We start from the raw sequence: 23,289 nt of genomic DNA on the forward strand, positions 1-23,289 counted from the left end.
TGCACACTCTTTTTCAAGTGTCCACTCCACAGGTACCATATTAGAAAGCTACTCGGACACATTCCTTTTTAAGTTAATTCAATATCGGCTGAATAAATACCACGCACTTCGCCTGAATCAAGTTGAAGCTGTAATACGCCGTCTTCTGTAATACCAATTGCAATTCCTTCCAGCACTTCGCGTAACGTCGTCGCACGAATACGCTTACCAATCGTACCAGAAGATTCCTCCCATAACGTTTTCAAACGCGAGAAGCCGTGCTTAACGTATAGCTGCGTATAGTTTTCTAAATAGCTACAAATCATCGCGACAAGCTCGGCACGGTCAACGGTATGTCCTAGCTCAACCGCAAGCGACGTCGCAATCGTTTGTAGCTCGTCTGGGAAGTCGGACATCGCTTGATTCATATTAATGCCAATGCCGACGAGCAGCGCATTAACGCGATCGGATTCGGCAAGCATTTCCGTCAAAATACCGGTCGTCTTTTTTCCGCCAATTAAAATGTCATTTGGCCATTTAATAACCGGCTCAAGCGACGGATACAATGCTTTCATCGCGTTAATGACCGCCACAGCCGCAACGAGTGTAAACTGCGGTGCTTGATGCGGCGGAATGTCAGGACGTAGCACAACGGTCATCCAAATACCTTTTGCTGCTGTCGTCTCCCACGGACGCTCCATGCGACCACGCCCTGCTGTTTGCGACTCCGCAATGACGATCGTGCCGTGTGGAGTGTTCTCCTTCACCAGTTCGCTCGCAACCGTTTGTGTCGACGTTACTTCCTTTTTATACACAATCGTGCGCCCAATTTCTTTCGTTTGTAAATACGGCTCAATGTGCGCAGCGTCAACGAAATCGCTGTCGCCGTCTAAACGATAGCCTTTCGTTTTTGCTGACACAATCGTATAGCCATCTTGTTCAAGCGACTGAATCGCCTTCCAAATTGATGTACGCGACACGTCACAAAATGTAGCGAGCTGTGCACCTGAAATATAGTCATCTTTTTTTGCTTGTAGTAGCGCCTGTAATACGCGCTCTTTCGTTGATCCATTCACGCATAAACCAGTCCTTTATTCGTTGTACGTCGTTTTGTACGTCGCCTGTTACGACCGCCTGTAAAATCGCAGAGAGCGCATCTTTTAGCCACGGCCCTCGCTTTTCATCATGCCACGCCATAACGTGCTGCCCGTTCACCGCAAGCTCGTCCTTCGTTTGAATCGGCAAGCTCGCCTTCACCGCTTGCACATCTTCCGTAATAGGCGCTAAGCTTTGCCACGTACGAATGGCTTGCGCCGCTCGTAACACGTCAATTGAAGCATGGAAATAATCGATCGTCTCCCACGTTTCCTTTGCAACAAGCGTGAGCACTTGTGCAATAAACTGCTTTTCCTTATTCGCTAAACGATACGCACGCGCAACTTCAGCCGCATCAAATTGTGACACGTACGCAAAATACGCCCAGCCGACTTGTACGTCTTCGATATGCACATGTTGCCACTGCGCCTCGTTAAACGTGCCTGCAACGTAATCGCTTAATTGCGTTTGTCGCATCGCCGCAATACCCCGCGCAACAAACGGGCTAACGAACAATTTATTTAGCTCCATTTGCACGCGCTCAATCGCAATGTGCTGGAGTAAATGCGCGTGCTCGACAATGGCCGCTTCCGTTTTCTTCTCAATCGTAAAACCAAGCTGCCCGACAAATCGCACCGCACGAAGCATGCGCAGTGCATCTTCAAAAAAACGCTCGCTCGCATTGCCGACTGCACGAATAACGCCTGCTTGTAAATCCGATTCACCGCCGTAATAATCGACGAGCTCCCCGTTTGCACGCATCGCTAACGCATTCATCGTAAAGTCGCGGCGCTGTAAATCATCACGTAAATTGCGCACGAACTGCACGCCATCTGGTCGACGATGATCGCTATACGCAAGCTCGGTGCGATACGTCGTCACTTCAATACCAACGCCGTCCACGAGCACGAGCACTGTACCATGCTCGATGCCGACGTCGACCGTTTTTGGAAACAGCACCTTCACTTCTTCAGGCAATGCTGCCGTTGCAACGTCGACATCGTGAAACGGACGCTGAAGCAGCATATCGCGCACCGCACCACCGACGAGTACCGCTTCATAACCCGCTTCCTCTAGCTTGTGCATGACATGTTTTGCTGCTTGCATTTGCTCATTCATGAAACTTCGCCACTTTCTCGTATAGTGCCTCGTATTGTGCGACGATTGAGCTCGAACTAAAGCGCGACTGCACGGCTTCCTTTGACGCCTCTTTAAACTGAGCAAGCGTTCGTGCGTCTTGTAATAGCTGTACAATTTGCGCTGCCGCACCGTCAATATCGCCTTCTTCGACGATATAACCGGTTTTGCCATGCTCAATCACTTCTGGAATGCCGCCGACGTTCGTGCCAATACCTGGTACACCACACGCCATCGCCTCTAGTAATACTAAACCAAACGACTCCTTTGACGACATGAGTAGCATTAAGTCACTAATCGAATACAATTCCGCCACATTTTCTTGTCTGCCTAAAAAGAGCACATCGTTTTTGTACGGTGAATCTTTTACGAGCTGCGTAATGCGGTTCATTTCCGGTCCGTCACCAACGAGTAATAGCTTCGTACGCATTTGCTCACGTACTTTCAAAAACGTTTCCACAATATGGTCGACGTTTTTAATTTTGCGGAAATTCGATACGTGAATGAGCACTTTCTCGTCTTCCGCAACGCCGAAATGCTCCTTTAAATGCTCAACTTGCTGCGGTGCATACACACGCTCATCAACAAAATTATATACCGTCTCAATCGGCTTGTTCGTGTCAATAAGCTCGTACGTTTGCTCCTTTAAAGCTGTCGACACCGCCGTTACGATGTCAGACGCTTCAATGCCGTATTTAATCGGCTGGATCATCGACGCGTCCTGACCGAGCACCGTAATGTCTGTGCCGTGCAACGTCGTTACAATGCCAAAGTCAACGTCGCTCATGCTGCGAGCAAGTGCGGCACATACCGCATGTGGAATCGCATAATGCACGTGCATAACGTTTAGCTTTTGCTCCTTTACGACTTCTGCAATTTTACTCGCTAACGCAATATCATAAGGTGCATATTGAAACACCGAGTATTGATTGACATCGACTTCGTGAAAGAAAATATTTGGATACATGCGATTTAAACGAAATGGCATGCTCGATGTAATAAAATGAATTTCGTGCCCACGCTCTGCTAGTAGCTTCCCAAGTTCCGTTGCGAGCACACCTGACCCGCCGACTGTTGGATAGCACGTAATGCCAATTTTTAATTTCGTCATACTAGCCCTTCTTTCTTAGCGGCGCTCCTGTAATAGGCGCCAATCAATAAAGCCTTCTTGTAATCCTTTTAACAATACTTCTGCTGTACCCATGTTCGTCGCAAGCGGCACATTATACACATCGCATAAACGAATGAGCGCCGTTACATCTGGCTCATGTGGCTGTGCTGTTAGCGGGTCTCGGAAGAAAATGACCATATCCATCTCGTTCATCGCAATCATCGCGCCGATTTGCTGGTCACCACCGAGTGGACCTGAGCTAAAGCGGTGAATCGATAAGCCTGTTGCCTCCATAACACGTAACCCCGTCGTCCCCGTCGCGTACAGCTCGTGTTCCTTTAAAATTTCCGTATACGCAATCGCAAATTCAACTAAATTGTCCTTTTTACGATCGTGTGCAATTAACGCTATTTTCATTCCAAACCATCCTTTTTCAACAAGTACGCCCTTTCTACTAATAGAAAGAGCGCAGTCGTTTAAATAATATTTTCTAAGCCGTACACAAGCGTTTCCATTTGCATCACTTCCTGCACGCAAAATGCGATGCCTGACATGAACGATCCGCGGTTTAACGAATCGTGACGAATTGTTAATAGCTGCCCTTCTCCGCCAAATAACACTTGCTGATGCGCTACTAAACCTGGTAAGCGTACGCTATGAATGCGCATGCCGTCAAAGTCCGCACCGCGCGCACCAGGCATCGTTTCCTTCTCGTCAGGATGCCCTTGCCCTTTTGCTTCACGCACTTCTGCGATCATTTGTGCTGTTTTCACACCTGTTCCAGACGGTGCATCAAGCTTTTGGTCGTGATGCATTTCGATAATTTCAACGTCCGGTAAATATTTCGCCGCTTCCTTGGCGAACTTCATCATTAAAATCGCACCGATCGCAAAGTTCGGCGCAATAATTGCCCCAATTTTTTTGTCTGCTGCAAGCGCTGTTAATTCCGCTAGCTGCTCATCTGTAAAGCCTGTCGTACCGATTACTGGACGCACGCCTTGTTGCAACGCCTCCTTCGTATGTTTGTATACGAAGTGTGGATTCGTTAAATCAACTAATACGTCTGGCTTCGTTTGTGCGACCATTTCTGCCATGTCCGTAAATACTGGCACACTGTAGCTCGCTGGGAATAAGCCTGTATCCGCAAGCGTCGCCCCAATATCTTTATAGTCTAATGCTGCGACAAGCTCCATCGCCTCATGCTTCATTACTGTATGAACAGCCTCTGTACCCATTTTACCACGCGCACCTGCAATTGCTACTCGAATCATGTTCAATCATCTTCCTTTCCGTTATTGCTTTATGTATGTAGCGAAAATTGTTTCACTATGCTCCATCGTATCGAATGAGCATAGTGGTTGTCAAAGGAATAAAGAGCATGATACGGTGATTTTACGACATCTATTCATTCATATGTTTATAATTTATTATCATTCATGTAACATGTGCCGTTATCTTTTATGAAGCAGTTGCAAAACATCATGGCAGTTGTGAGCGCCGCGGCGAGACTCCTTGGGGAAAAGCGTGAGACTTGAGACCCCGCAGATGCGAGGTACGAGTATCGAGGAGGCTCAAGCCACGCCCCAGGAAAGCGAGCCGAATGGAGCGAACAACGACGTTCAACTAGCAATGCAATCCATCTTAAGAAATGAGGTACGTCCATGCTCAAACTAATCAAATGGCAAAATGTACTCGGCATTTTAATTGGCTCGGCGATTTTCGCATTCGGCTTCGTGCATTTCAACATCGCACACGAGCTAAGCGAAGGCGGCTTCACCGGCATTACGTTAATTTTATTGTTTACGCTCGGCTGGGACCCGGCACTGATGAACATTTTGCTCAACATTCCGGTCTTTGTCATCGGCTATAAATTGCTCGGCAAACGGTCATTCATTTATACGCTCATCGGCACGGTGTCGTTCTCCGTATTTTTAGCTATTTTTCAGCGCTATGCGTTTACGTTTCAACTGCATGACGATATGCTGCTCGTTTCGCTATTTGCCGGTGTGTTTATCGGCGTCGGGCTCGGCATCATTTTCCGCTTCGGTGGCACAACAGGCGGCGTCGACATACTCGCACGACTAACGCATAAATATTTCGGCTGGAGTATGGGGAAGACGATGTTTGCATTTGATGCACTCATTATTTTACTGTCGTGGGTGACGTTTTTAGATGCGCGCTCGATGATGTATACACTCGTTGCAGTGTACGTCGGTGGGCATGTCGTCGATGTCGTACAAGATGGGCAATATGCGGCGCGTGGCGTGTTTATTATTTCACCAAAGCACGAGGAAATTGCGGCGCGCATTACGACGCATATGGAGCGCGGTGTGACCGTACTTAGCGGCAAAGGATACTTCACAAAGGAAACGAAAGATATTTTGTATTGCGTCGTGCCAAAAAACGAAACGGTGCGCATTAAAACGATTATTGAGCTCATCGATCCGCATGCGTTCGTATCGATTAGCGAAGTGCGCGACGTCTCTGGTGAAGGCTTTACGCTCGATGACCAAAAGCGACCGCTGCATTAAGCGTTCATAATACAAAGTTGCTTTACACTTCGAGGCAGGCTTTCCGCGGGCACAGCGCAAGCCTCCTCACCGCGAGCGGTTGCGGGGTCTTGACGCTCGTACTATTCCCGCAGGAGTCCGCCTCTTGTTTCAAGCAACGTTCACGTAACACAAAATAAACCGTTATCGGAAAATGAACTTTTCCAATAACGGTTTTCTCCTATTGCAGCTATACTTAATCTTCGCTGCTTGTCATACCTGTATACACTAAAATTAAACGAACAAGCTCCATCACCGCAACAGCAGCTGCTGCTACGTACGTCATCGCTGCAGCGTTTAACACTTTGCGCGCTTGTGGGTATTCCTCGTTATTAATAATGCCCATCGAATCAATTTGCTTCATCGCTCGACTTGATGCATCAAATTCAACTGGTAACGTGACGAGTTGGAACGCAACCCCAGCCGCCATTAATACAATCCCTAATAATAATAAGTTCGACATACTTGCTAGCATACCAATTAAAATAAAAATCCATGATGCATTTGAAGAAATGTTTGCAACTGGCACGAGCTTTGAGCGAATTGCTAACATCGTGTAACTTTCGGCATGCTGAATCGCATGTCCTACCTCATGCGCTGCAACCGCTGTACCCGCAACAGATGTGCCAAAATAGTTTGACTCTGATAGTGCAACCGTTTTTGTTGCTGGATTGTAGTGATCTGATAAATAACCTTGTGTTGGTACGACACGCACATCGTATAAACCGTTTGCGTCAAGCATTTCACGTGCCACTTGCTCACCTGTTTTACCAGACGTTGAGTACACTTGTGCATACTTTTTGTACGTGCTTTTTACTTTCCATTGTGCATACAACGGCAAAATTAAAATGAGTAAAAAGTAAACAATAAACATGAATTAACTTCCTTTCCTTTAGCATTCGCTAATACGTGGTAAAAGCGTAACGTTTCACCTTCGATAACACTATTTTATCTATTTTCGCGCATATGGGCAAATAATCCGCGTTGCTTACTGACGTATAGTGCAAAAACAATACAACTAATCGACAACCAGAACGTGAAGTATCCAATTTCGTTCGCATATTGCGCAATCGACGGATACGATGGCATTTGCCCAAACACGTAATCGATGACGTCATTATGCAACGTCCAAATCGCCGCTGCAATGACGGCGATAAAGCCAAAATTGTACTTCGGAATGTATAGCACTGCCTGTAATGCCATCGCAAAATGTGACGCAACGAGCATCCACCCTTGCGCACTTAACGTTCCGCGCTCATACCACGTCAGCATGTTCATGACGTCCGCCCATAAGCCATATTTAATGAGCGTAATGAACGCAAGCACCTCGATGAACCGATAATTCGTGCCGCGCAGCCAGCCGATAATGGCGATACAAAAAAATAACGAAGCAGTCGGACTATCCGGTACAAATATGTAAAAAATCGGCTCCGTTCGTGACAGCTGTGCGCCGTACCAAATATAGCCGTATACTGTTCCTGCTGCATTGACAATAAGCAGCAGCCATAAAAACGTGCGATGCGATAGCACGTACCAAAGACGCATCCATAATTCTCGCACAAAATCCTCTCCTTTCTACTGTTACAAAGTGTACACTACAGACTTGCCATTGAAAATAAAAAAGCTGCGCGATTCATTCATCGCACAGCTTCACCGTTCTCATTCGTATTGCTTATTCTTCCTTCAAGCTCGCGATAAAATCTGCGACAACTTGAAGCTCTTCATCCGTGCCAGCCCATTGACCTGCTGGCATCGTACCGCGACCGTTCGTAATGACGTCCGCTACTTCTTCCGCCGTCAGCTCATTGCCAACGAGGGGAGGTGCTGCACCGCCGCCTGCTAAATCACCGCCATGACACGCAATACATGACGCACCTTGCGCACCGGACAGTAAAACAAAGCCTTCAGCCGTTTCATCAATTTCAATATTTACTTCTTGTTTAATTTCACCTTGTGCTTTCGCTGCTTCCCAGTCGTGGTTCACAACCGATTCCCACGTTAAATATACCATCGATGCAAGCGCCAGTAACATGAATGCAGTCGGCAATGGACGCTTAAATGGACTGCGCTCCTTCGTTGTATCTAAAAATGGTGCAAGCGCTAATGCACCAAACGCAAGCCCTGGAACAACGATCGCGCCGATAATATTATACGGACCTGATGCATACGTATACTTCAATAACTGATACAGCTGTAGGAAGTACCAGTCTGGCAGTGGAATGTATGCGGTGTTCGTCGGATCCGCCTGCCCTTCAAGTGGTGATGGGTGCGCGACCGTTAACAGTAAATAACCGATTAAAAATACAGCGCCAACCATCCATTCCTTTAGTAAAAAGTCAGGCCAAAACGCTTCGGTGCGCCCTGGATATTCGGAATAATCTTTCGGTTTATTTGGCATACGATTGTTCGCTTTAACGCGTGAATCGCCGACAAATTTCATCCCTTTTCCACGATGCATAAAGTTCCCCCTCCTTCATTATTCGCTCGCAATGTTCATTACAATGGTCCTGAAATCCCTTGGCGTCGAATCATGACAAAATGTAGTGCGAGTAACGCGAATAACGCAGCGGGTAAGAAAAATACGTGAATGGCATAAAAGCGCGTTAACGTTTGCGCCCCTAAAATCGTTGCGTCACCAGCTAATAATGTTTTAATGAGTCCACCGACAAACGGTACAGAAGCCGCTATTTCGATTCCTACCTTCGTGGCAAATAACGCTTTCATATCCCATGGCAATAAGTAACCTGTAAAGCCTAAGCCGAGCATTATACCAAAAATCCCTACTCCAACGAGCCAGTTTAACTCACGCGGTTTTTTATACGAGCCGGTAAAAAATACTCGCAGCGTATGCAAAAACATCATGACGATTACTAACGACGCACCCCAGTGATGCATGCCGCGCACAATTTCACCGAACGCGACTTCGTTTTGTAAGTAATATACTGACTTCCATGCGTTGTCAATATCTTGCACGTAATACATCGTTAAAAACATGCCGGATAAAATTTGAATGACTGTAATGAAAAATGTCAGCCCTCCAAAGCAGTAAACAAACGCAGAAAAATGATGGGCAGGGTTTACGTGCTCTGGTACTTCATGGTCGGCAATATCTCGCCAAATAGGCGTAATATCAAGGCGTTCATCAACCCAATCGTAAAGTTTATTTAGCACTGATGTCTCCCCCTAACAATTATTAAACTAATTCGTTCGCAATTGTTTTACCAATCATCACAAAGCCATCTTTTTCAGATACTTCATATTGATCGAGTGGACCAAGCGGCGGCGTCCCTGCGATATTTTTGCCGTTTTTTTCGTAACGCCCTAGATGGCACGGACAGAAAAATTGCTCAGGTTGTGCGGGGTCGCCTCCCCAGTTAACGGTACAGCCTAAATGTTTACAAACCGGCGAAAGCGCCACGACTTTATCGCCTTCTTTATATACCCACGCAGAATTGGTTACATCCGATGTGTACCAGCCGTCCACTTGCTCAAATGAGAAATCGACACGCACAGGCTGTTCCGTTAAGTCACTTACTTTTTGCGAGGTCGCAATAAAGTCCCCGCTATCTTTCTTTTGTAAAACAGGATCAACCGCAAAACGCACCATTGGCATAAGCATACTCGCTGCCATAAAGCCTCCGACGCCGGTTAATGTGTAGCCGAGAAATTGTCGTCGTGAAACTGGATTTTTACTCATCCTTTTCCCCCCTCCAACTAAAACGTCACACTGTCACAATAATAGCAATACTACGACAATTCTATGATATATCATTAAATATTCTCGGTCAATACACGAAAATCCTATTTTATGAAGTTAAGGAACATTCTATAAGCCGTTACACATGGCTCCACTCGGTAATCATCTGCGGCACAATTTGCTTAAATTGTTCTTCTAAAATACTACTGCGTATGTTGTCATCCATCGATTCAAGTGGAATGGCAGGCATCCATATAATTGAATGTCCTTCCCCTAAATTGCGCCAACACACGTCTGATGTCATATAAAAAACGTGCTTAAAGCCTGCATTGTCAAGCTCGCTATGTACATTTTGAATGAGCTCTTTACTGCGCAGCAGCGTCGTATAACAAACGGGTGGCAATAACACAACGCGTCCTTTAAATTGTTGTTCAATATAATTTGTAAGTGCGAATAAATAGTTCGCCGCAGCGCTCGATTGCAGCAAATTTGGCACCGAAAAATCTAAATGCACAAGCGGCACAATTGCCGTGTCGATAAAATCTTTTTGTTGTTGAAAAATCGTCATATCATGTACGTTGAACTTCACGTTCGTCACCTTCTTTTAATTTTTTTAGTTCATTTTGGCTCTTCACTATAACTTTAGGTTGCTTTTCACATCGAGGCATGCTTTCCGAGGGTGAACAAGATGTTTATTCTGAAGGTGATAGCTCGTATAGTGGCGATTATCACCTTCCTCAAGCATCCTCGTCGCTGCGCTCCTGCGGGGTCTCGAGGCTCGGGCTTATCCCGCAGGAGTCCGCCTCTCCACTACGAGTAACATCACATTTGATTTGTCACCCCTAACTTACGATGATGAACCTTCATTTTACAAACGCATCTTACAACATACAAAAAGCGAAATAACGGCACGCCAATTATTTCGCTTTGTTGTTATAACGCTCGTATTTTTTTTAATAGTTGAGATAATTCAATAAAGCGTTCTTTATCACCGCGGTCGAGCGCCTCGTCAATTTCAACGAGCAGCTTCTCCTCTTGGAAATGATGCAAGCTTTCATTGACGAGCTGCTCTGCGACGATGCGGTCGTGCTGATTGCTTTGTCGAGATTGCGGCATGTACGGATTTTCCTCAAGCACTGCTAAATATTCAGCGCTCGGCGGTACGTTTTGGAAATTGAGCTGAATGTAAATTGCTTCGTCATCATGCAAGCGCAAGTCATGAAAAGATTTCTCCGCATCAGACGTCATAATATTGCCTTTATAAAAACGAAACGGAATGCCTGATGTGTCTGTTGTCGACATGACCATTGCACGCGGACAATAATGCGCCTCGTCCGTAAAGTGCACGCGCTCTAAAATCGTTTCATCACTTAACAAATAATTCAAAATCCAAACACATTCGCGACGCTTTAATTGATGATTGCGTAAAAACCACTCTACAAATACTCGTTTTTCATCGACGGATACAAATGATGTCAAATACGTAGCCCCCTTTTAATCAAGACTTAATTGTAAATCGTTGTAACGGTCTTCTGACGGATCGAGTGCAATGAGCTCCGCTACAACGCGCTTCGCATCATCACGACGCCCTTCCTCTAATAAAAAGTATGCATACTCCTCCAAAAAGCTCGCATCTTCTGCGTGGTCGCGGTACGCCTCGTCGTAATACGCCGCCGCTTCCTTATATTGCTCTAAATTGACATGCGCCTTTGCAACGAACGGATAAAGCGCCGTCCAGTCAAAGTCGTTGCGGTTTAAATCTTCGTATAGCGCAATGACTTCCTCGTCGCGCTCTTGCTGTGCATAGAGTGACATAAGCACAAGCGCGGCTTCCATATATTCTGGATCAAGCGCTAATGCTTGCTGTAAATGCTCCTCTGCTTTTTGCGGTAAACTATTTTTAAGCGCCATTTTCCCTGCGTATAAAAATAGTGACTTGTCGTACTCATCGCGCGCAATACCTTCTAAAATTGCTGTGTACGCCTTGTCATTTTGCTCCTGCATGCCATAGCTTTGTGCAAGCAGTAAATACGCTGAGAAATAATCAGGGTCAAGCTCCTTTAAATCTTCCAGCTGCAAAATCGCTGTATCGTACTTTTCGACTTGGAACGCCGCATACGCAGAGCCAAATAGTAAGTCGGCTGTTACGTCATCTTCTAGTGCTTTCATGTAATAATCAAGCGCCGTTTCGTACGCTGCGCCTGCTCGGTACACTTCCGCTAAACGTGCCGCTAAGTTCACACCGGCAAAGTCGTGCTGCTGCGCATATAGCTCCTCATATAAACGTGCGGCTTCTGTAAAGCGCCCAATTTCAACGAGTAGCTCCGCCTTCGCAAAATGCAGTAGCGGCTCTTCTGGCAATAGCTCAAGGGCATCGTTTAAACGTTGCTCTGCTACTTCATACAGCCCTTGCATTTGATAAAAGTCAGCAAGTACGAGCAATGCTTGCGGATATTCTGGCTCGTCATCTCGCACGTCCATTAATAGCTCAAGCGCCGAATCCTCGTCCCCTAGCTCCATTTGCACTTGCGCACGGTCAATTTTCAACTGCGCTTCTTCTGGAAATAAATATTGTAAATGTTCAAACACGCGGTCTGCTTGTGCAATAAAACCGAGCTGCACGCAACCTTCCGCAAATGCGTATTGCACATCAGGTGTACCTTGCACTAAAAATGAATCAAGCTGCGCGTCCACTGCTGCTAAATCGCCTTGCTGTAATGCTTCAAAAATCGTTTCTTCCAAATTCGTTCACCTTACTTTTCGTTAGTCATGTATTCATGCTACATGACAAAATCGTATATGACAAGAAAAACACCTAGAATTGAAGCAATGTCTAGGTGTTTTCGTCGTTATTTATTTCAGTACTGCGTCCACATGCTCAAAGAACGTCGGGTACGATACCGCGATACATTCCGCGTCGTCAATTTCAACAGCGCCATCTGTAATTAGTGCCGCTACTGCTGCCATCATGCCGATGCGGTGGTCGCCGTACGTGCGCAGCTTGCCGCCGTGTAAGCGCGTCGGACCTTCGATAATCATGCCGTCATCCGTCGCCTCAATGTTTGCACCTAATTTTTTTAGCTCATCGACAACCGCTGTAATGCGATCTGTCTCTTTCACTTTTAGCTCCTCTGCATCACGAATGATCGTTTTGCCGTTTGCTTGTGTCGCAAGTAGCGCTAAAATCGGCACTTCATCAATTAAGGTCGGAATCAGTGCGCCTTCAATTGTCGTCGCCTGTAGCTGTGACGTACGAATTGTAAGCGTCGCTGTTGGCTCTGCTGCTTCTCCGTCGCTTTTCACCTCTAAGTTTGCCCCCATTTGCTGTAAAACGTCGATAATACCTGCACGCGTTTCGTTCACGCCGACATTTTCCAATACGATTTCAGATTTCGGTGCAATTGCGCCTGCTACTAAGAAAAATGCTGCTGACGAAATGTCGCCTGGTACGTTCACATGTGTTGCTGTTAGCTTTTGTCCGCCTTCAAACGATACAACGCCGTCTACAACGTCCACTTTCGCACCGAATTGACGTAGCATGCGTTCTGTATGGTCGCGTGATACTTCCTTCTCACGCACAATCGTCGTACCGTTCGCGCGTAAGCCTGCTAATAAAATAGCCGACTTTACTTGAGCTGATGCAACTGGCATTGTGTAATCCATCGCCTCAAGCTGCGTCCCTTGAATTGCAAGCGGTGTGTATTGTCCGTTTTCACGCCCTGCAATTTTTGCGCCCATTTGACGTAGCGGATCGGCTACACGACGCATCGGACGTTTGCCGATCGATGCGTCCCCTGTCATGACTGTATGTAAATTTGTACCTGATAACAGCCCCATCATTAGGCGCGTCGTCGTACCAGAGTTACCTGTGTATAGCACTTCCTTTGGCTCTTCCCACGCATCGATTCCTTTACTGTTAACCGTTACGTTCGTGCCGTCTACTTGAATGTCGACGCCTAGCTTTTTAAAGCAGTCGATTGTGCTTAAGCAATCTTCACCAAGCAAGAAGCCTGATACAGTCGTTGTCCCTTCTGCAATTGCACCGAACATAATCGAACGGTGGGAAATTGATTTATCGCCTGGTACCGTTAATGTGCCTTTTAACGATGGTTGTTTGTAATCCATTACTTTTTTCGTCATATGCTCACCTCAAATGTATTTAAATAGCATTGTCTATTCATGTTTAGCGTTGCTCTCCGCATCGAGCAGCATTCTATTTTTATTTAAAAGGAAGGCGCCCGGACGGTAATCGCGGACGCCTCTTATTATGCAATATGTGTTTCGAACTTCGCGCGTGTTTCGATGCACGTTTGCGCACGTAAGCGGTCTTCCTCTGTTTGGAAGCTAATAACTAAAATACCGTATACGTCCTCGCGCGCTTCGACAATGCGTAAGTTCGTAATTGAAATGTTTTCGTCCGCAAGTAAGCCTGTCACAACCGAAATAACCCCTGGGTAATCGGGAATGTCCACTTGCAAGTCAAACGTCGAGAACAGTGCGCCGCCGCTAAACGGTAGCGAATCGCGCAGCTTTTTCGCATCGCCGAAATATTGTTCAACGTGCTGTGGAATGCCCGCTTGTAAAATGTCTTTTACGCGCTCCATTTCTTGCTGCCATTTCGTCAGCTGCTCTAAAATTTTATCGCGGTTTTGCAGCGTAATGTCCCGCCATAGCGACGGATTAGAAGAAGCGATGCGCGTCACATCACGGAAACCTCCTGCCGCAAGCAATTTCGCCATCGGATAATCCGCATCTTCTTGTTGCAATTGATGCACAAGTGAAGCTGAAATGATGTGCGGGAAATGGCTTACGACCGCTGTCATATGGTCATGTTCCTCTGCTGACACTTCGACAATTTTACTATGCGTATAGCGCAGTAAACGCTTTAGCTCGTCCACCGCCCAGCGATCTTGCTCGTCAAGCGCCGTTAAAATGTAATACGCATTTTCAAATAAATGCGGCTTTGCAGCTGTTACACCGCTTTTATGCGAGCCTGCCATCGGGTGTCCACCAACTAACGTAATGCCGCGCGCACGTAATGCTTGCCCTGCAGCCATCACCGCTTGCTTCGTGCTGCCCGTATCCGTTACGATGACGCGCTCCTTTAAGTCCCACGACGGCAATGTATTTAAATGCTCAACGGTAATGCTCACAGGTGTCGCAAAGATGATGACATCCGCTTGCTCTGCCCCTTCTTGCACCGTTTTCACACCGTATTCAATCATATTTATTTGCTTGGCGATTTTCATCGTCACTTCATCTACATCATAGCCAATAACTCGTACGTCTGGAGCTTTTTGTAGCGCAAGTGCGACCGAGCCTCCAATTAAGCCTAGTCCGACAACAAGCACTGTTTTTGTCATGCAAAAACTCCTTGTTCTACAAGCACTTCCTCAAGCTTTTGTAAAAACTTCGCATTTTGTGCATTCGTACCAATTGTTACGCGAATGTAGCCTGGTAAACCAAGTGCTGCTCCGCTTCGAATAATAAAGCCACGCTTCATAAGCTCTTGGAACACGACATTGCTATCTGCTTTTACGTCAAATAAGATGAAGTTCGTTTCTGAATGGAAGTAATGTAAGTTGTGCTTTTCACAAAACGCAACGTACTGCTTACGTCCTTCTTTGTTTAACTCTTTACATTGCTGAATAAACGCTTGATCACGAATCGCAATTTCAGCAACTTTATGGCTAAGTACCGTATTGTTAAACGGCGCGCGCACTGGGTCAAGCATCGAAATGACGTCCGCTTGTGCAATGCCGTAGCCGACACGGAAGCCTGCTAAGCCGTACGCTTTTGAGAACGTGCGTAAAATAATAACGTTCGGAAATTGCTCGACGTATGGCACCGCATTTTCGTGTTCCTCGTTGTCTACGTATTCATAGTACGCTTCATCTAATACAACTAACACATCGCTTGGCACTTTCGCTAAAAACGCTTTTAACGCCGCTGCTGGTACGATACCACCTGTTGGATTGTTTGGTGAACAAATCCATACGATCGCTGTGTTGTCATCAATTTGTGCAAGCATGCCGTCTAAATCGTGGTTGCCATCAACAAGTGGCACTTCACGCACTTCCGCTCCTTCAATTTGCGCATTATGTGCATATTGAGAAAATGACGGTGTTGCCATGACCGTATTCACACCTGGTGCAAGTAGCGCACGCGTTAAAATGGCGATTAAGTCGTCTGAGCCGTTACCGAAAATAAGCTGATTTTCCTGTACGCCAACGAATTCCGCAACAGCTGTACGTAAGCTTTGTGCATAGCCGTCTGGATAAATTTCATGGTGTGATTGGTCTTGTGCTAAAAATTGTTTCACTTTTGGTGAGAAGCCAAATGGGTTTTCATTTGACGCAAGCTTTACAACTTCATCTAAGCCGAACTCGCGCTGTACTTCTTCTACTGGTTTGCCTGGTTTATATGGCTTCATGCCTAAAATTTGTTGCTTCCATTTCATGACGGATAAACTCCTTACTTCGCCGCTAAGTCTGGGCGTAATTTAATGGCATCGTTTAAATAAACGTGCGTAATGTCGCGCTGTGCGATTTCTGTTTCAACGTGTAACAACACGCGAATGCAAAGAGGAAGTGCCCCTTCTACGTTCATTTCGTGCATGCACATAATCGGCACATAATCCCAGCCGTCTAGCATGCGAACTGAGCGTGCTGGAAACGCTGACGTAATGTCTGGTGTTGTTGAAATAATAATTGATGCAATATGATCTGGCTCGACGTTGTTTTGCTCTACAATTGCTTGCACAAGCTTCACCGTTTCATCCCATACTAATTGTGGCTCATCTTTTTCAATTGTAATCGCTCCACGCATTCCTCGAATCATTGTGATCCCTCCGCAATTAATTGGCGCAGTAAAACGTCTACTTCCTGACATTGTGCTACGTCTACTTTTTGTACGTAAGGCTCGCCAATTTTGCTTAGTAGCACAAATTGTAGCTCGCCGTATTCTGCTTTTTTATCTTTTTGCATATAGCTAAGTAACGTTTCAAAATCAAACTTCGCTACCGCATCAAACGGATATCGTTGCGACTGTGCATAGCGGTATACTGACATCGTTTGCTCGCGCGTCACGCCACCGTATTGCTCGCTCAGCAGTAAACAGTAAATTAAGCCAATCATGACGCTCTCACCGTGTGACAAGTTGCCGTAGCCGCTTGCCGCTTCAATTGCGTGACCGTATGTATGCCCTAAATTTAAATATTTACGCACCGATTGCTCTGTTTCGTCTTCTGCAACGATGTTCGCTTTTACTTGCGTCCCTTTTTGCAAGTGATGCGATAATTCGTCATCACTATAATCGTAAATCGAACGGCTCATCAGTTCATTCAACCACGCCTCATCTGAAATGAGCGCATGTTTAATGACCTCTGTCATCCCTGAGCGAATTTCTTGCTCGGGTAACGTCTTTAAAAATGCAATGTCATACACAACTGCTTGTGGCTGATAAAACGCACCAATCATATTTTTCCCTAGCGGATGATTGATCGCCGTTTTGCCACCAACTGCTGAATCGTGCGCTAAAATCGTTGTCGGTACTTGAATGAACGGAATGCCGCGCATAAACGTCGCCGCTACGAACCCTGATAAGTCTCCAACCGCGCCTCCACCGAACGCAATAATGAGCGATTTACGTGTTGCACGCTGCTGTAGTAAAAACGTTTGGCACGCGTTGTATTGGTCAAAGCTTTTACACGCCTCGCCACCTGGTAATACGTATACTTCAAACGGCAATGGGAACGCAGCGGTGAACGTGTCCCCCTGCGCCTTCCATACGTTTTCATCGGTTAAGACGAAAATGCGGTCTGCTGTACGTGTAATGTCTGCAAGTGATTCAAACGCTTCACGTAAAAATGAATGTCCAAATAACACATTGTATGCATGTGATGCTGTCGCTACTCGAATCATATTAGAACCCCTTCGTGTACGCACGTAGCTCCTCGATTTGTGCTTGGAGCTGTGGTAATTGATCTGCGTGGAATTGCTCTAAAATCGCCTTTGCAATTTCAAATGAAATGACCGCTTCTGCTACGATTGACGCTGCTGGTACTGCACAAGCATCCGAACGCTCAACTGTCGCTTTAAATGGCTCTTTCGTTTCAATATCGATACTTTGAAGTGGCTTATAAAGCGTCGGAATTGGCTTCATGACACCGCGAACGACAAGTGGCATACCTGTTGTCATACCGCCTTCTAAGCCGCCTAAACGGTTCGTTGCGCGCGTATAGCCTTTTTCCTCATCCCATAAAATTTCATCGTGTACTTCTGACCCTTTTTTACGTGCCATTTCAAAGCCAATGCCAAATTCAACACCTTTAAATGCGTTAATTGAAAGCATCGCCTGTGCTAATTTGCCATCTAGCTTGCGGTCGTAATGCACATAAGAGCCAATGCCTGCTGGTAAGCCTTCTACGATGACTTCGACAACACCACCAATTGAGTCGCCTTCTTTTTTCGCTGCATCGATTGCTTCGACCATTTTCGCTGAAGCTTCTGGATCCGCACAGTAGCACGCATCTTCTTCAATAATTGTACGAATTTCGTCCGCTGATTTGCCTTCGATGCTCGCTGGGTCTGCTTTAATGCCAACGATTTCTGTTACGTGTGACACGACGTGAATGCCTAGCTCGCGCAGTAACGCTTTTGCGACTGAACCGACTGCTACACGTACTGTCGTTTCACGCGCGCTTGAACGCTCTAATACGTTTCGTAAATCGCGGTGACCGTATTTCATGCCTCCTACTAAATCGGCATGCCCAGGACGTGGACGTGAGATTTGACGCTTAATTTCCTCTGGGTCAATATCTTCTGGTAGTGGGTCTGCCCCCATAATTTTCGTCCAATGCTTGAAATCATCATTTGTTACAACTAATGCTACAGGAGAACCTAATGTTTTTCCGTGACGCACACCTGATGTAATATCAACAAGATCCTTCTCAATTTGCATACGACGACCGCGTCCGTGTCCACCTTGACGACGCTTTAAATCGTAGTTAATCATTTCCTTTGTAACCTCAAATTGAGCTGGTAATCCTTCAATAATGGCTGTTAATTGAGGTCCATGAGACTCTCCTGCTGTTAAGTAACGCATAAAACACTTTCTCCCTTCAACTCGCTAAAGTATGTATTATTCACTATATCATAGTTTCATCAAAAATCTACCCTGCAAATAAGGAAAAACACATACATTAATATGAATTTTCCGAATTTTAATTTACTCTGTTACTATATCACAATTTGCCGAATGAAAAAGACGCTTTTGCCGAAAGTTAGGCGAAAAGCGTCGGAAATTACATATTACAAACTATATTTTGCGATAGAAGAACGTATCCTCTACTTCAAAGCCATATCGTGCTGGGTTGAAAATTTGTTCGGTGCTGCCGACGAATAAAATACCGCCTGAGCGTAATGCTTTACTGAAGTTATGATAAATTTGGTCCTTCGCTTCCTCAGTAAAGTAAATCATGACGTTGCGGCAAACGATTAAATCAAAGTTACTATCGTATGTATCCTTCAGTAAATTATGGCGTTTAAATGTTACAGTGCGCTTCACTTCATCTTTCACACGGTAAAATGAACCTTCCTGTGAAAAGTACTTCGATTTTACATCCGCTGGCACTTCTGCAAGTGAACGCTCTGGGTACACCGCATTTTTCGCCTTTTGAATGACATTTTCATCTAAATCCGTCGCTAGCACTTGCACTTGTGACATCGGAATGTGCTGCGATAACACCATCGCTAACGAATATGGCTCCTCACCAGTCGAACAAGCTGCACTCCAAATTTTTAAGCGTTTATTTTCCGCTAATAGCTTTGGGAAAATTTTGTTTTGTAATACTTCCCAACGCTTACCGTTACGATAAAATTCCGATACGTTAATCGTCATGCGATCTAAAAATTCATTCATTAAATCGCGGTCTGCCTCTACAGCACGTAAAAAATCAACGAAGCTTTTATAGCCTTTTTTCTCATATAAAGATGTTAAGCGTCGTTTCATTTGAGCCTCTTTGTAGAGCGCTAAGTCGATGCCTGTTTTACGCTTAATACCTTCTATAAACTGTTCATAATCAGACATGTACATCTTTCCTCTCTATGTTCGTACATTAATTATAGCGGAAAGTTATGTATGTGCATAGTTGCAACACGTTTTTCATCGGTACATGTAACTACAAAAAACGCTCATAACGCATAAAAAAGCACTTGAACGCCGAAACGTCCAAGTGCTTTTTTACTGCTGAATTATACTAATTCAGAACCGAACCATAATCCGATTTCGCGCTCTGCAGATGCAAGAGAGTCAGAACCGTGAATAACGTTGTGTGATAACGTTGTAGCGTAGTCACCACGGATTGTACCAGGATTTGAATCTTCTGGTTTTGTAGCACCCATCATGATACGAGCTAACTTGATTACGTTTTCACCTTCCCAAACCATTGCGAACACTGGTCCAGAAGTGATGAAGTCTACTAATTCGCCGAAGAATGGACGCTCAGCGTGCTCAGCGTAATGCTTTTCAGCTAACTCTTTTGAAGCTACCATTAATTTAGCGCCTTTTAATACAAAACCGCGACGCTCAAAGCGGTCTACGATATCGCCGATTACTTGACGGTCTACGCCATCAGGTTTAACCATTAAGAAAGTTTGTTCGATTGCCATGTGTAATAACACTCCTTAGAATCTGTATAAAGGGATTAGTCCCCTACTTATCAATTCTACCAAAATGTGTTACATGATTCAACAAAATGTTGTCAAAGTGCGCGATTTCGCTCTTTTCTGTTAACTCTCGATTACAACGCACCGATTTATACGCGCCATATGTCGTTTTTTGCTGTAACTATTTCGTATGGCATTTTTATTTGGCTCTTCACCATAACTCGGGGTTGCTTTTCGCGTCGAGGTAGGCTTTCCGCGGGCGCGGTGGCGAACACGATGTTGGTCATGGAGGCGATGACTCGTGTAGTGGCGCTTATCGCTTCCTCAAGCCTCCTCGTCGTTCGTGCCTCACGACTGCGGGGTCTCGAGGCTCGTGCTGCTGCGGTTACTCGTCGCAAAAGAAACTTTCGCTTTTCCCGCTGGAGTCCGCCTCTCGTTTCAAGCAACTTTTATACGTCAACCCCAGCTTACGGTGATGAACCTTTTATTTATCGCTCAAATAAATCTGTTTAATATGCAAAAAGCATGACACTCTAATGAAATTAGAAGTCACGCTTTCCGATAAATCGCGCAATGTCACGAAGCTTTTTTCGCATTGGGTGCTTCGGTAATTGATCAATTTCGTGTAATGCTTTTTGTAAGTAACGTTCGCTAATAGCGGATGCTTTCGCGATTGCCTCTGAGTTGCGCACGAGTGTTAACATATGCTGACGCTCTTGTTCCGTTAATTGACCTGTCTGGATTTGCTCGACATACGCTTGAATGCGCGGATCGTTTTGCATATAAATGACCGGCAATGTAATGTTGCCATTTAATAAATCACTACCTGCTGGCTTGCCTAATTCTTTATCTGTTGCTGTAAAGTCTAAAATATCATCAATAATTTGATAGCTCATTCCGACAAAATAACCAAAACGCTTCAAATGCATTGCGTCTTTTTGTGACACACCTGCTGCGAGTGCCCCCATGTAACAGCTCGATTCAATTAAGAGTGCTGTTTTACGCTTAATGCGGCGAAAATACGTTTTAATATTTTGATTTAGTTGGAATTTGTCTTCGATTTGAATGACTTCCCCGTTGCACAGCTCAACCATCGTGTGTGCGAGTACTTGGTGAATGATCGGCTGCTCGATATGTGCTAACGACTGTAGCGCACGCGCAAAAATAAAATCACCTGTATACATCGCCACACGGTTGTTCCATTGTGCTTTCACCGTATGCTGCCCACGTCGCATATTTGAGTCATCAATGACGTCATCATGCACAAGCGATGCCATATGGACAAGCTCTAGCGGGACAGCAACATGCTTCAGTCGTTCAATATCATATTGCCCAAATTTCGCACAAAGTAATACGAACACTGGACGAATGCGCTTGCCCCCTGCTTGTACTAAATGAACCGATGCGTCATTTAACATATGTGAAGACGAGTTCAACGCTTGTACTAATTCTTTTTCGATGACATCTATATCTGACTTAAATTCAGCATATAGTAATGCTAGCTTCATCTTTTCCACGTGAACAGACCTTCCTACTATTGTTTTTTGTAGCCTAAATGCATCGCAGCAGCTCCACCGCTATACGCTCGGTAGCTGACGTCTTTAAAGCCTGCTTCGCGGAACATGCTCGCTAGCTCACGCATACCTGGGAACTCGTTTGCCGATTCTTGTAGCCATGAATATTCTTTGTAGCTTTTTGCAAATAATTTACCGAATACAGGCATAATATATGTGAAATAAAAGCGGAATAATTGGCGGTATACTGGAATTTCTGATTGTGATGTTTCTAAACAAACAACCATGCCTCCACGTTTAACGACGCGGTGTAATTCGCGCAACACTTGCATATAGTCTGGTACGTTACGTAAGCCAAAACCAATCGTTACATAATCAAACGTATTATCCTCAAACGGTAGCTCCATCGCATTGCCGTGAATAAGCTCAACGTTTGGCATGTTTGCTGTTTTTTGCTTGCCTACCTCTAACATACTTTCGCTAAAATCTAATCCTTTTACTTCCCCAGTTGGTCCAACCGCCTCGGCAAGTGCAATCGTCCAATCAGCTGTACCACAGCACACATCTAAAGCTTTTGCACCTTTTGGAACACCCATTCGCTGCATCGTGTCTTTGCGCCATTGTACGTGCATTTGGAAGCTAATTACTGAGTTCATTTTATCATAGTTATTTGAAATCGATTCAAATACTTCATGTACGTGCTGTTCCTTCGATTTTACCATTTATTAAACCTCTTTCATTAATGGTGTTAATGCTACTTTGTTTTGTTCAATACGTGCCGCTAACAGCTTCTTTAACATCGGACGTATACTGCTGCTCGCAATGTCTGTTGCAATGCGATTACCTAGCTCTTGCAGCTGCTGCTCAAGTGCTGCGATCGTAATGCCTTGCTCAAGCATACGCATTAGCAAAAGTGATGCTTCGTTCGTTTCATGTGCACGCAGCTCTGACTGCAAGCGCAAATATAAAAGACTTTGCTCTGCTATTTCACGATATTGTGTAAATTGATAGTTGTTGTAAAATTGCGTAACGTGTTCACTTTCAACGGTCATCATCGCATGAAGCCATTCGTTACATGTTGTCAGCTGCCCTTCATACACTTGAATTTGCTGCTCACAACGTTTAACGATCGCCTCTGATAGCGCGCGAATCATACTGAAATTACCTTGATGTGCAAGCACCTCGTAATAACGCCCACTATAAAAATCCCCCGCTAGCACGACAACTTGTTGCGTAATTGAAATGCCACCTTGCTCGCTTATTTTTTCATGCTCATATAAAGCGGTGCTGACGATTGCTGCTGTTACAGCGCTTTCAAAATGCTCCTCTGTCCACTGCTCCTCATTAAAAAACGGCAACAATAAGTAAAACAGCTGATTTTCATTTAATACAGGCTTACCCGTATACGATAGAAGAGATGGGTGATGAATATATGAATAAATCGTTTGCTTAAACTTATCGATTGCCTGCTGAATGGATGTTTCATTCATGTTTCTTGCTCCATTTCGCTCATCGTCGAAGACAATGTTTTCTCTCACTA

General features: G+C 45.2%; 25 protein-coding genes. 1 reads left to right on the forward strand and 24 read right to left on the reverse strand.

What is annotated here, in order from left to right:
- Positions 1-68: 68 nt before the first annotated feature.
- The 5 genes from A6K76_RS11185 to dapB are packed head-to-tail and all read right to left on the reverse strand — an operon-like array spanning position 69 to position 4,593.
- Positions 69-1,055 (reverse strand): biotin--[acetyl-CoA-carboxylase] ligase, encoded by a 987-nt coding sequence (locus A6K76_RS11185; protein ID WP_066465101.1) that lies wholly within the window; start codon positions 1,053-1,055, stop codon positions 69-71.
- Complete coding sequence (locus tag A6K76_RS11190; protein ID WP_066465103.1) at positions 997-2,193, reverse strand: CCA tRNA nucleotidyltransferase; 1,197 nt, start codon at positions 2,191-2,193, stop codon at positions 997-999. Before A6K76_RS11190 ends, A6K76_RS11185 begins: the two co-directional genes overlap by 59 nt.
- Complete coding sequence (gene bshA / locus A6K76_RS11195; protein ID WP_066465105.1) at positions 2,186-3,322, reverse strand: N-acetyl-alpha-D-glucosaminyl L-malate synthase BshA; 1,137 nt, start codon at positions 3,320-3,322, stop codon at positions 2,186-2,188. The genes A6K76_RS11190 and bshA overlap by 8 nt, the downstream gene beginning before the upstream one ends.
- Positions 3,323-3,337: 15 nt before the next feature.
- Entirely contained in the window at positions 3,338-3,739 is a 402-nt protein-coding gene (gene mgsA, locus A6K76_RS11200; RefSeq protein ID WP_066465107.1) for a methylglyoxal synthase, read from the reverse strand.
- A gap of 59 nt (positions 3,740-3,798) precedes the next feature.
- Positions 3,799-4,593 (reverse strand): 4-hydroxy-tetrahydrodipicolinate reductase, encoded by a 795-nt coding sequence (dapB, locus tag A6K76_RS11205; protein ID WP_066465109.1) that lies wholly within the window; start codon positions 4,591-4,593, stop codon positions 3,799-3,801.
- Between the two features lie 390 nt (positions 4,594-4,983).
- On the opposite strand from dapB, the gene A6K76_RS11210 reads away from it, so the two are divergent.
- The gene (locus tag A6K76_RS11210; RefSeq protein WP_066465111.1) at positions 4,984-5,853 is read left to right on the forward strand and encodes a YitT family protein; all 870 of its coding nucleotides are present in this window, start codon (positions 4,984-4,986) and stop codon (positions 5,851-5,853) included.
- Positions 5,854-6,067: 214 nt separating this feature from the next.
- Here A6K76_RS11210 and A6K76_RS11215 read toward each other — a convergent pair whose 3' ends face one another.
- The 19 genes from A6K76_RS11215 to A6K76_RS11305 form a co-directional block, all read right to left on the reverse strand.
- On the reverse strand, positions 6,068-6,745 hold the full coding sequence (locus tag A6K76_RS11215) for a zinc metallopeptidase (protein WP_066465117.1): 678 nt from the start codon (positions 6,743-6,745) through the stop codon (positions 6,068-6,070).
- A gap of 74 nt (positions 6,746-6,819) precedes the next feature.
- On the reverse strand, positions 6,820-7,431 hold the full coding sequence (gene lhaT / locus A6K76_RS11220; RefSeq protein ID WP_425393883.1) for a lipoprotein heptaprenylglyceryl N-acetyltransferase LhaT: 612 nt from the start codon (positions 7,429-7,431) through the stop codon (positions 6,820-6,822).
- Positions 7,432-7,543: 112 nt separating this feature from the next.
- Positions 7,544-8,329: a menaquinol-cytochrome c reductase cytochrome b/c subunit gene (locus tag A6K76_RS11225; protein WP_066465119.1), complete on the reverse strand. Its 786-nt coding sequence runs from the start codon at positions 8,327-8,329 to the stop codon at positions 7,544-7,546.
- A gap of 38 nt (positions 8,330-8,367) precedes the next feature.
- A complete protein-coding gene (gene qcrB, locus A6K76_RS11230) occupies positions 8,368-9,042 on the reverse strand; it encodes a menaquinol-cytochrome c reductase cytochrome b subunit (protein WP_066465121.1) in 675 nt (224 codons plus the stop codon).
- Positions 9,043-9,064: 22 nt separating this feature from the next.
- Positions 9,065-9,568, reverse strand: a complete 504-nt coding sequence (locus A6K76_RS11235) for a QcrA and Rieske domain-containing protein (RefSeq protein WP_066465123.1) — start codon at positions 9,566-9,568, stop codon at positions 9,065-9,067.
- Between the two features lie 139 nt (positions 9,569-9,707).
- A complete protein-coding gene (locus A6K76_RS11240; RefSeq protein ID WP_066465124.1) occupies positions 9,708-10,157 on the reverse strand; it encodes a DUF2487 family protein in 450 nt (149 codons plus the stop codon).
- Between the two features lie 344 nt (positions 10,158-10,501).
- The gene (locus A6K76_RS11245; RefSeq protein WP_066465126.1) at positions 10,502-11,047 is read right to left on the reverse strand and encodes a ReoY family proteolytic degradation factor; all 546 of its coding nucleotides are present in this window, start codon (positions 11,045-11,047) and stop codon (positions 10,502-10,504) included.
- 15 nt (positions 11,048-11,062) lie between these two features.
- Positions 11,063-12,310, reverse strand: coding sequence for a tetratricopeptide repeat protein (locus A6K76_RS11250; RefSeq protein WP_066465128.1), 1,248 nt, complete (start codon positions 12,308-12,310; stop codon positions 11,063-11,065).
- Between the two features lie 111 nt (positions 12,311-12,421).
- Positions 12,422-13,708: a 3-phosphoshikimate 1-carboxyvinyltransferase gene (gene aroA, locus A6K76_RS11255; RefSeq protein ID WP_066465131.1), complete on the reverse strand. Its 1,287-nt coding sequence runs from the start codon at positions 13,706-13,708 to the stop codon at positions 12,422-12,424.
- Positions 13,709-13,833: 125 nt separating this feature from the next.
- Complete coding sequence (locus tag A6K76_RS11260) at positions 13,834-14,931, reverse strand: prephenate dehydrogenase (protein WP_066465133.1); 1,098 nt, start codon at positions 14,929-14,931, stop codon at positions 13,834-13,836.
- Positions 14,928-16,028, reverse strand: coding sequence for a histidinol-phosphate transaminase (hisC, locus tag A6K76_RS11265; RefSeq protein ID WP_066465135.1), 1,101 nt, complete (start codon positions 16,026-16,028; stop codon positions 14,928-14,930). The genes A6K76_RS11260 and hisC overlap by 4 nt, the downstream gene beginning before the upstream one ends.
- A 14-nt stretch (positions 16,029-16,042) precedes the next feature.
- Positions 16,043-16,408: a chorismate mutase gene (aroH, locus tag A6K76_RS11270; RefSeq protein ID WP_066465137.1), complete on the reverse strand. Its 366-nt coding sequence runs from the start codon at positions 16,406-16,408 to the stop codon at positions 16,043-16,045.
- The gene (gene aroB / locus A6K76_RS11275; protein ID WP_066465139.1) at positions 16,405-17,490 is read right to left on the reverse strand and encodes a 3-dehydroquinate synthase; all 1,086 of its coding nucleotides are present in this window, start codon (positions 17,488-17,490) and stop codon (positions 16,405-16,407) included. Before aroB ends, aroH begins: the two co-directional genes overlap by 4 nt.
- Position 17,491: 1 nt before the next feature.
- A complete protein-coding gene (gene aroC / locus A6K76_RS11280; RefSeq protein ID WP_066465140.1) occupies positions 17,492-18,673 on the reverse strand; it encodes a chorismate synthase in 1,182 nt (393 codons plus the stop codon).
- A 213-nt stretch (positions 18,674-18,886) separates the two neighbouring features.
- Positions 18,887-19,657 (reverse strand): CheR family methyltransferase, encoded by a 771-nt coding sequence (locus A6K76_RS11285; RefSeq protein ID WP_066465141.1) that lies wholly within the window; start codon positions 19,655-19,657, stop codon positions 18,887-18,889.
- 164 nt (positions 19,658-19,821) lie between these two features.
- Entirely contained in the window at positions 19,822-20,238 is a 417-nt protein-coding gene (ndk, locus tag A6K76_RS11290) for a nucleoside-diphosphate kinase (protein ID WP_066465142.1), read from the reverse strand.
- 539 nt (positions 20,239-20,777) lie between these two features.
- Positions 20,778-21,752 carry a heptaprenyl diphosphate synthase component II gene (hepT, locus tag A6K76_RS11295; RefSeq protein WP_083995406.1) on the reverse strand — a complete coding sequence of 325 codons (975 nt, stop codon included), beginning with the start codon at positions 21,750-21,752 and terminating at the stop codon, positions 20,778-20,780.
- A 17-nt stretch (positions 21,753-21,769) separates the two neighbouring features.
- Positions 21,770-22,471 carry a demethylmenaquinone methyltransferase gene (locus tag A6K76_RS11300; RefSeq protein ID WP_066465144.1) on the reverse strand — a complete coding sequence of 234 codons (702 nt, stop codon included), beginning with the start codon at positions 22,469-22,471 and terminating at the stop codon, positions 21,770-21,772.
- A gap of 3 nt (positions 22,472-22,474) precedes the next feature.
- On the reverse strand, positions 22,475-23,239 hold the full coding sequence (locus tag A6K76_RS11305; protein WP_066465146.1) for a heptaprenyl diphosphate synthase component 1: 765 nt from the start codon (positions 23,237-23,239) through the stop codon (positions 22,475-22,477).
- Between the last annotated feature and the right edge of the window lie 50 nt (positions 23,240-23,289).

The organism is Caryophanon latum (assembly GCF_001700325.1).
GTDB classification, from domain to species: Bacteria; Bacillota; Bacilli; order Bacillales_A; family Planococcaceae; genus Caryophanon; species Caryophanon latum.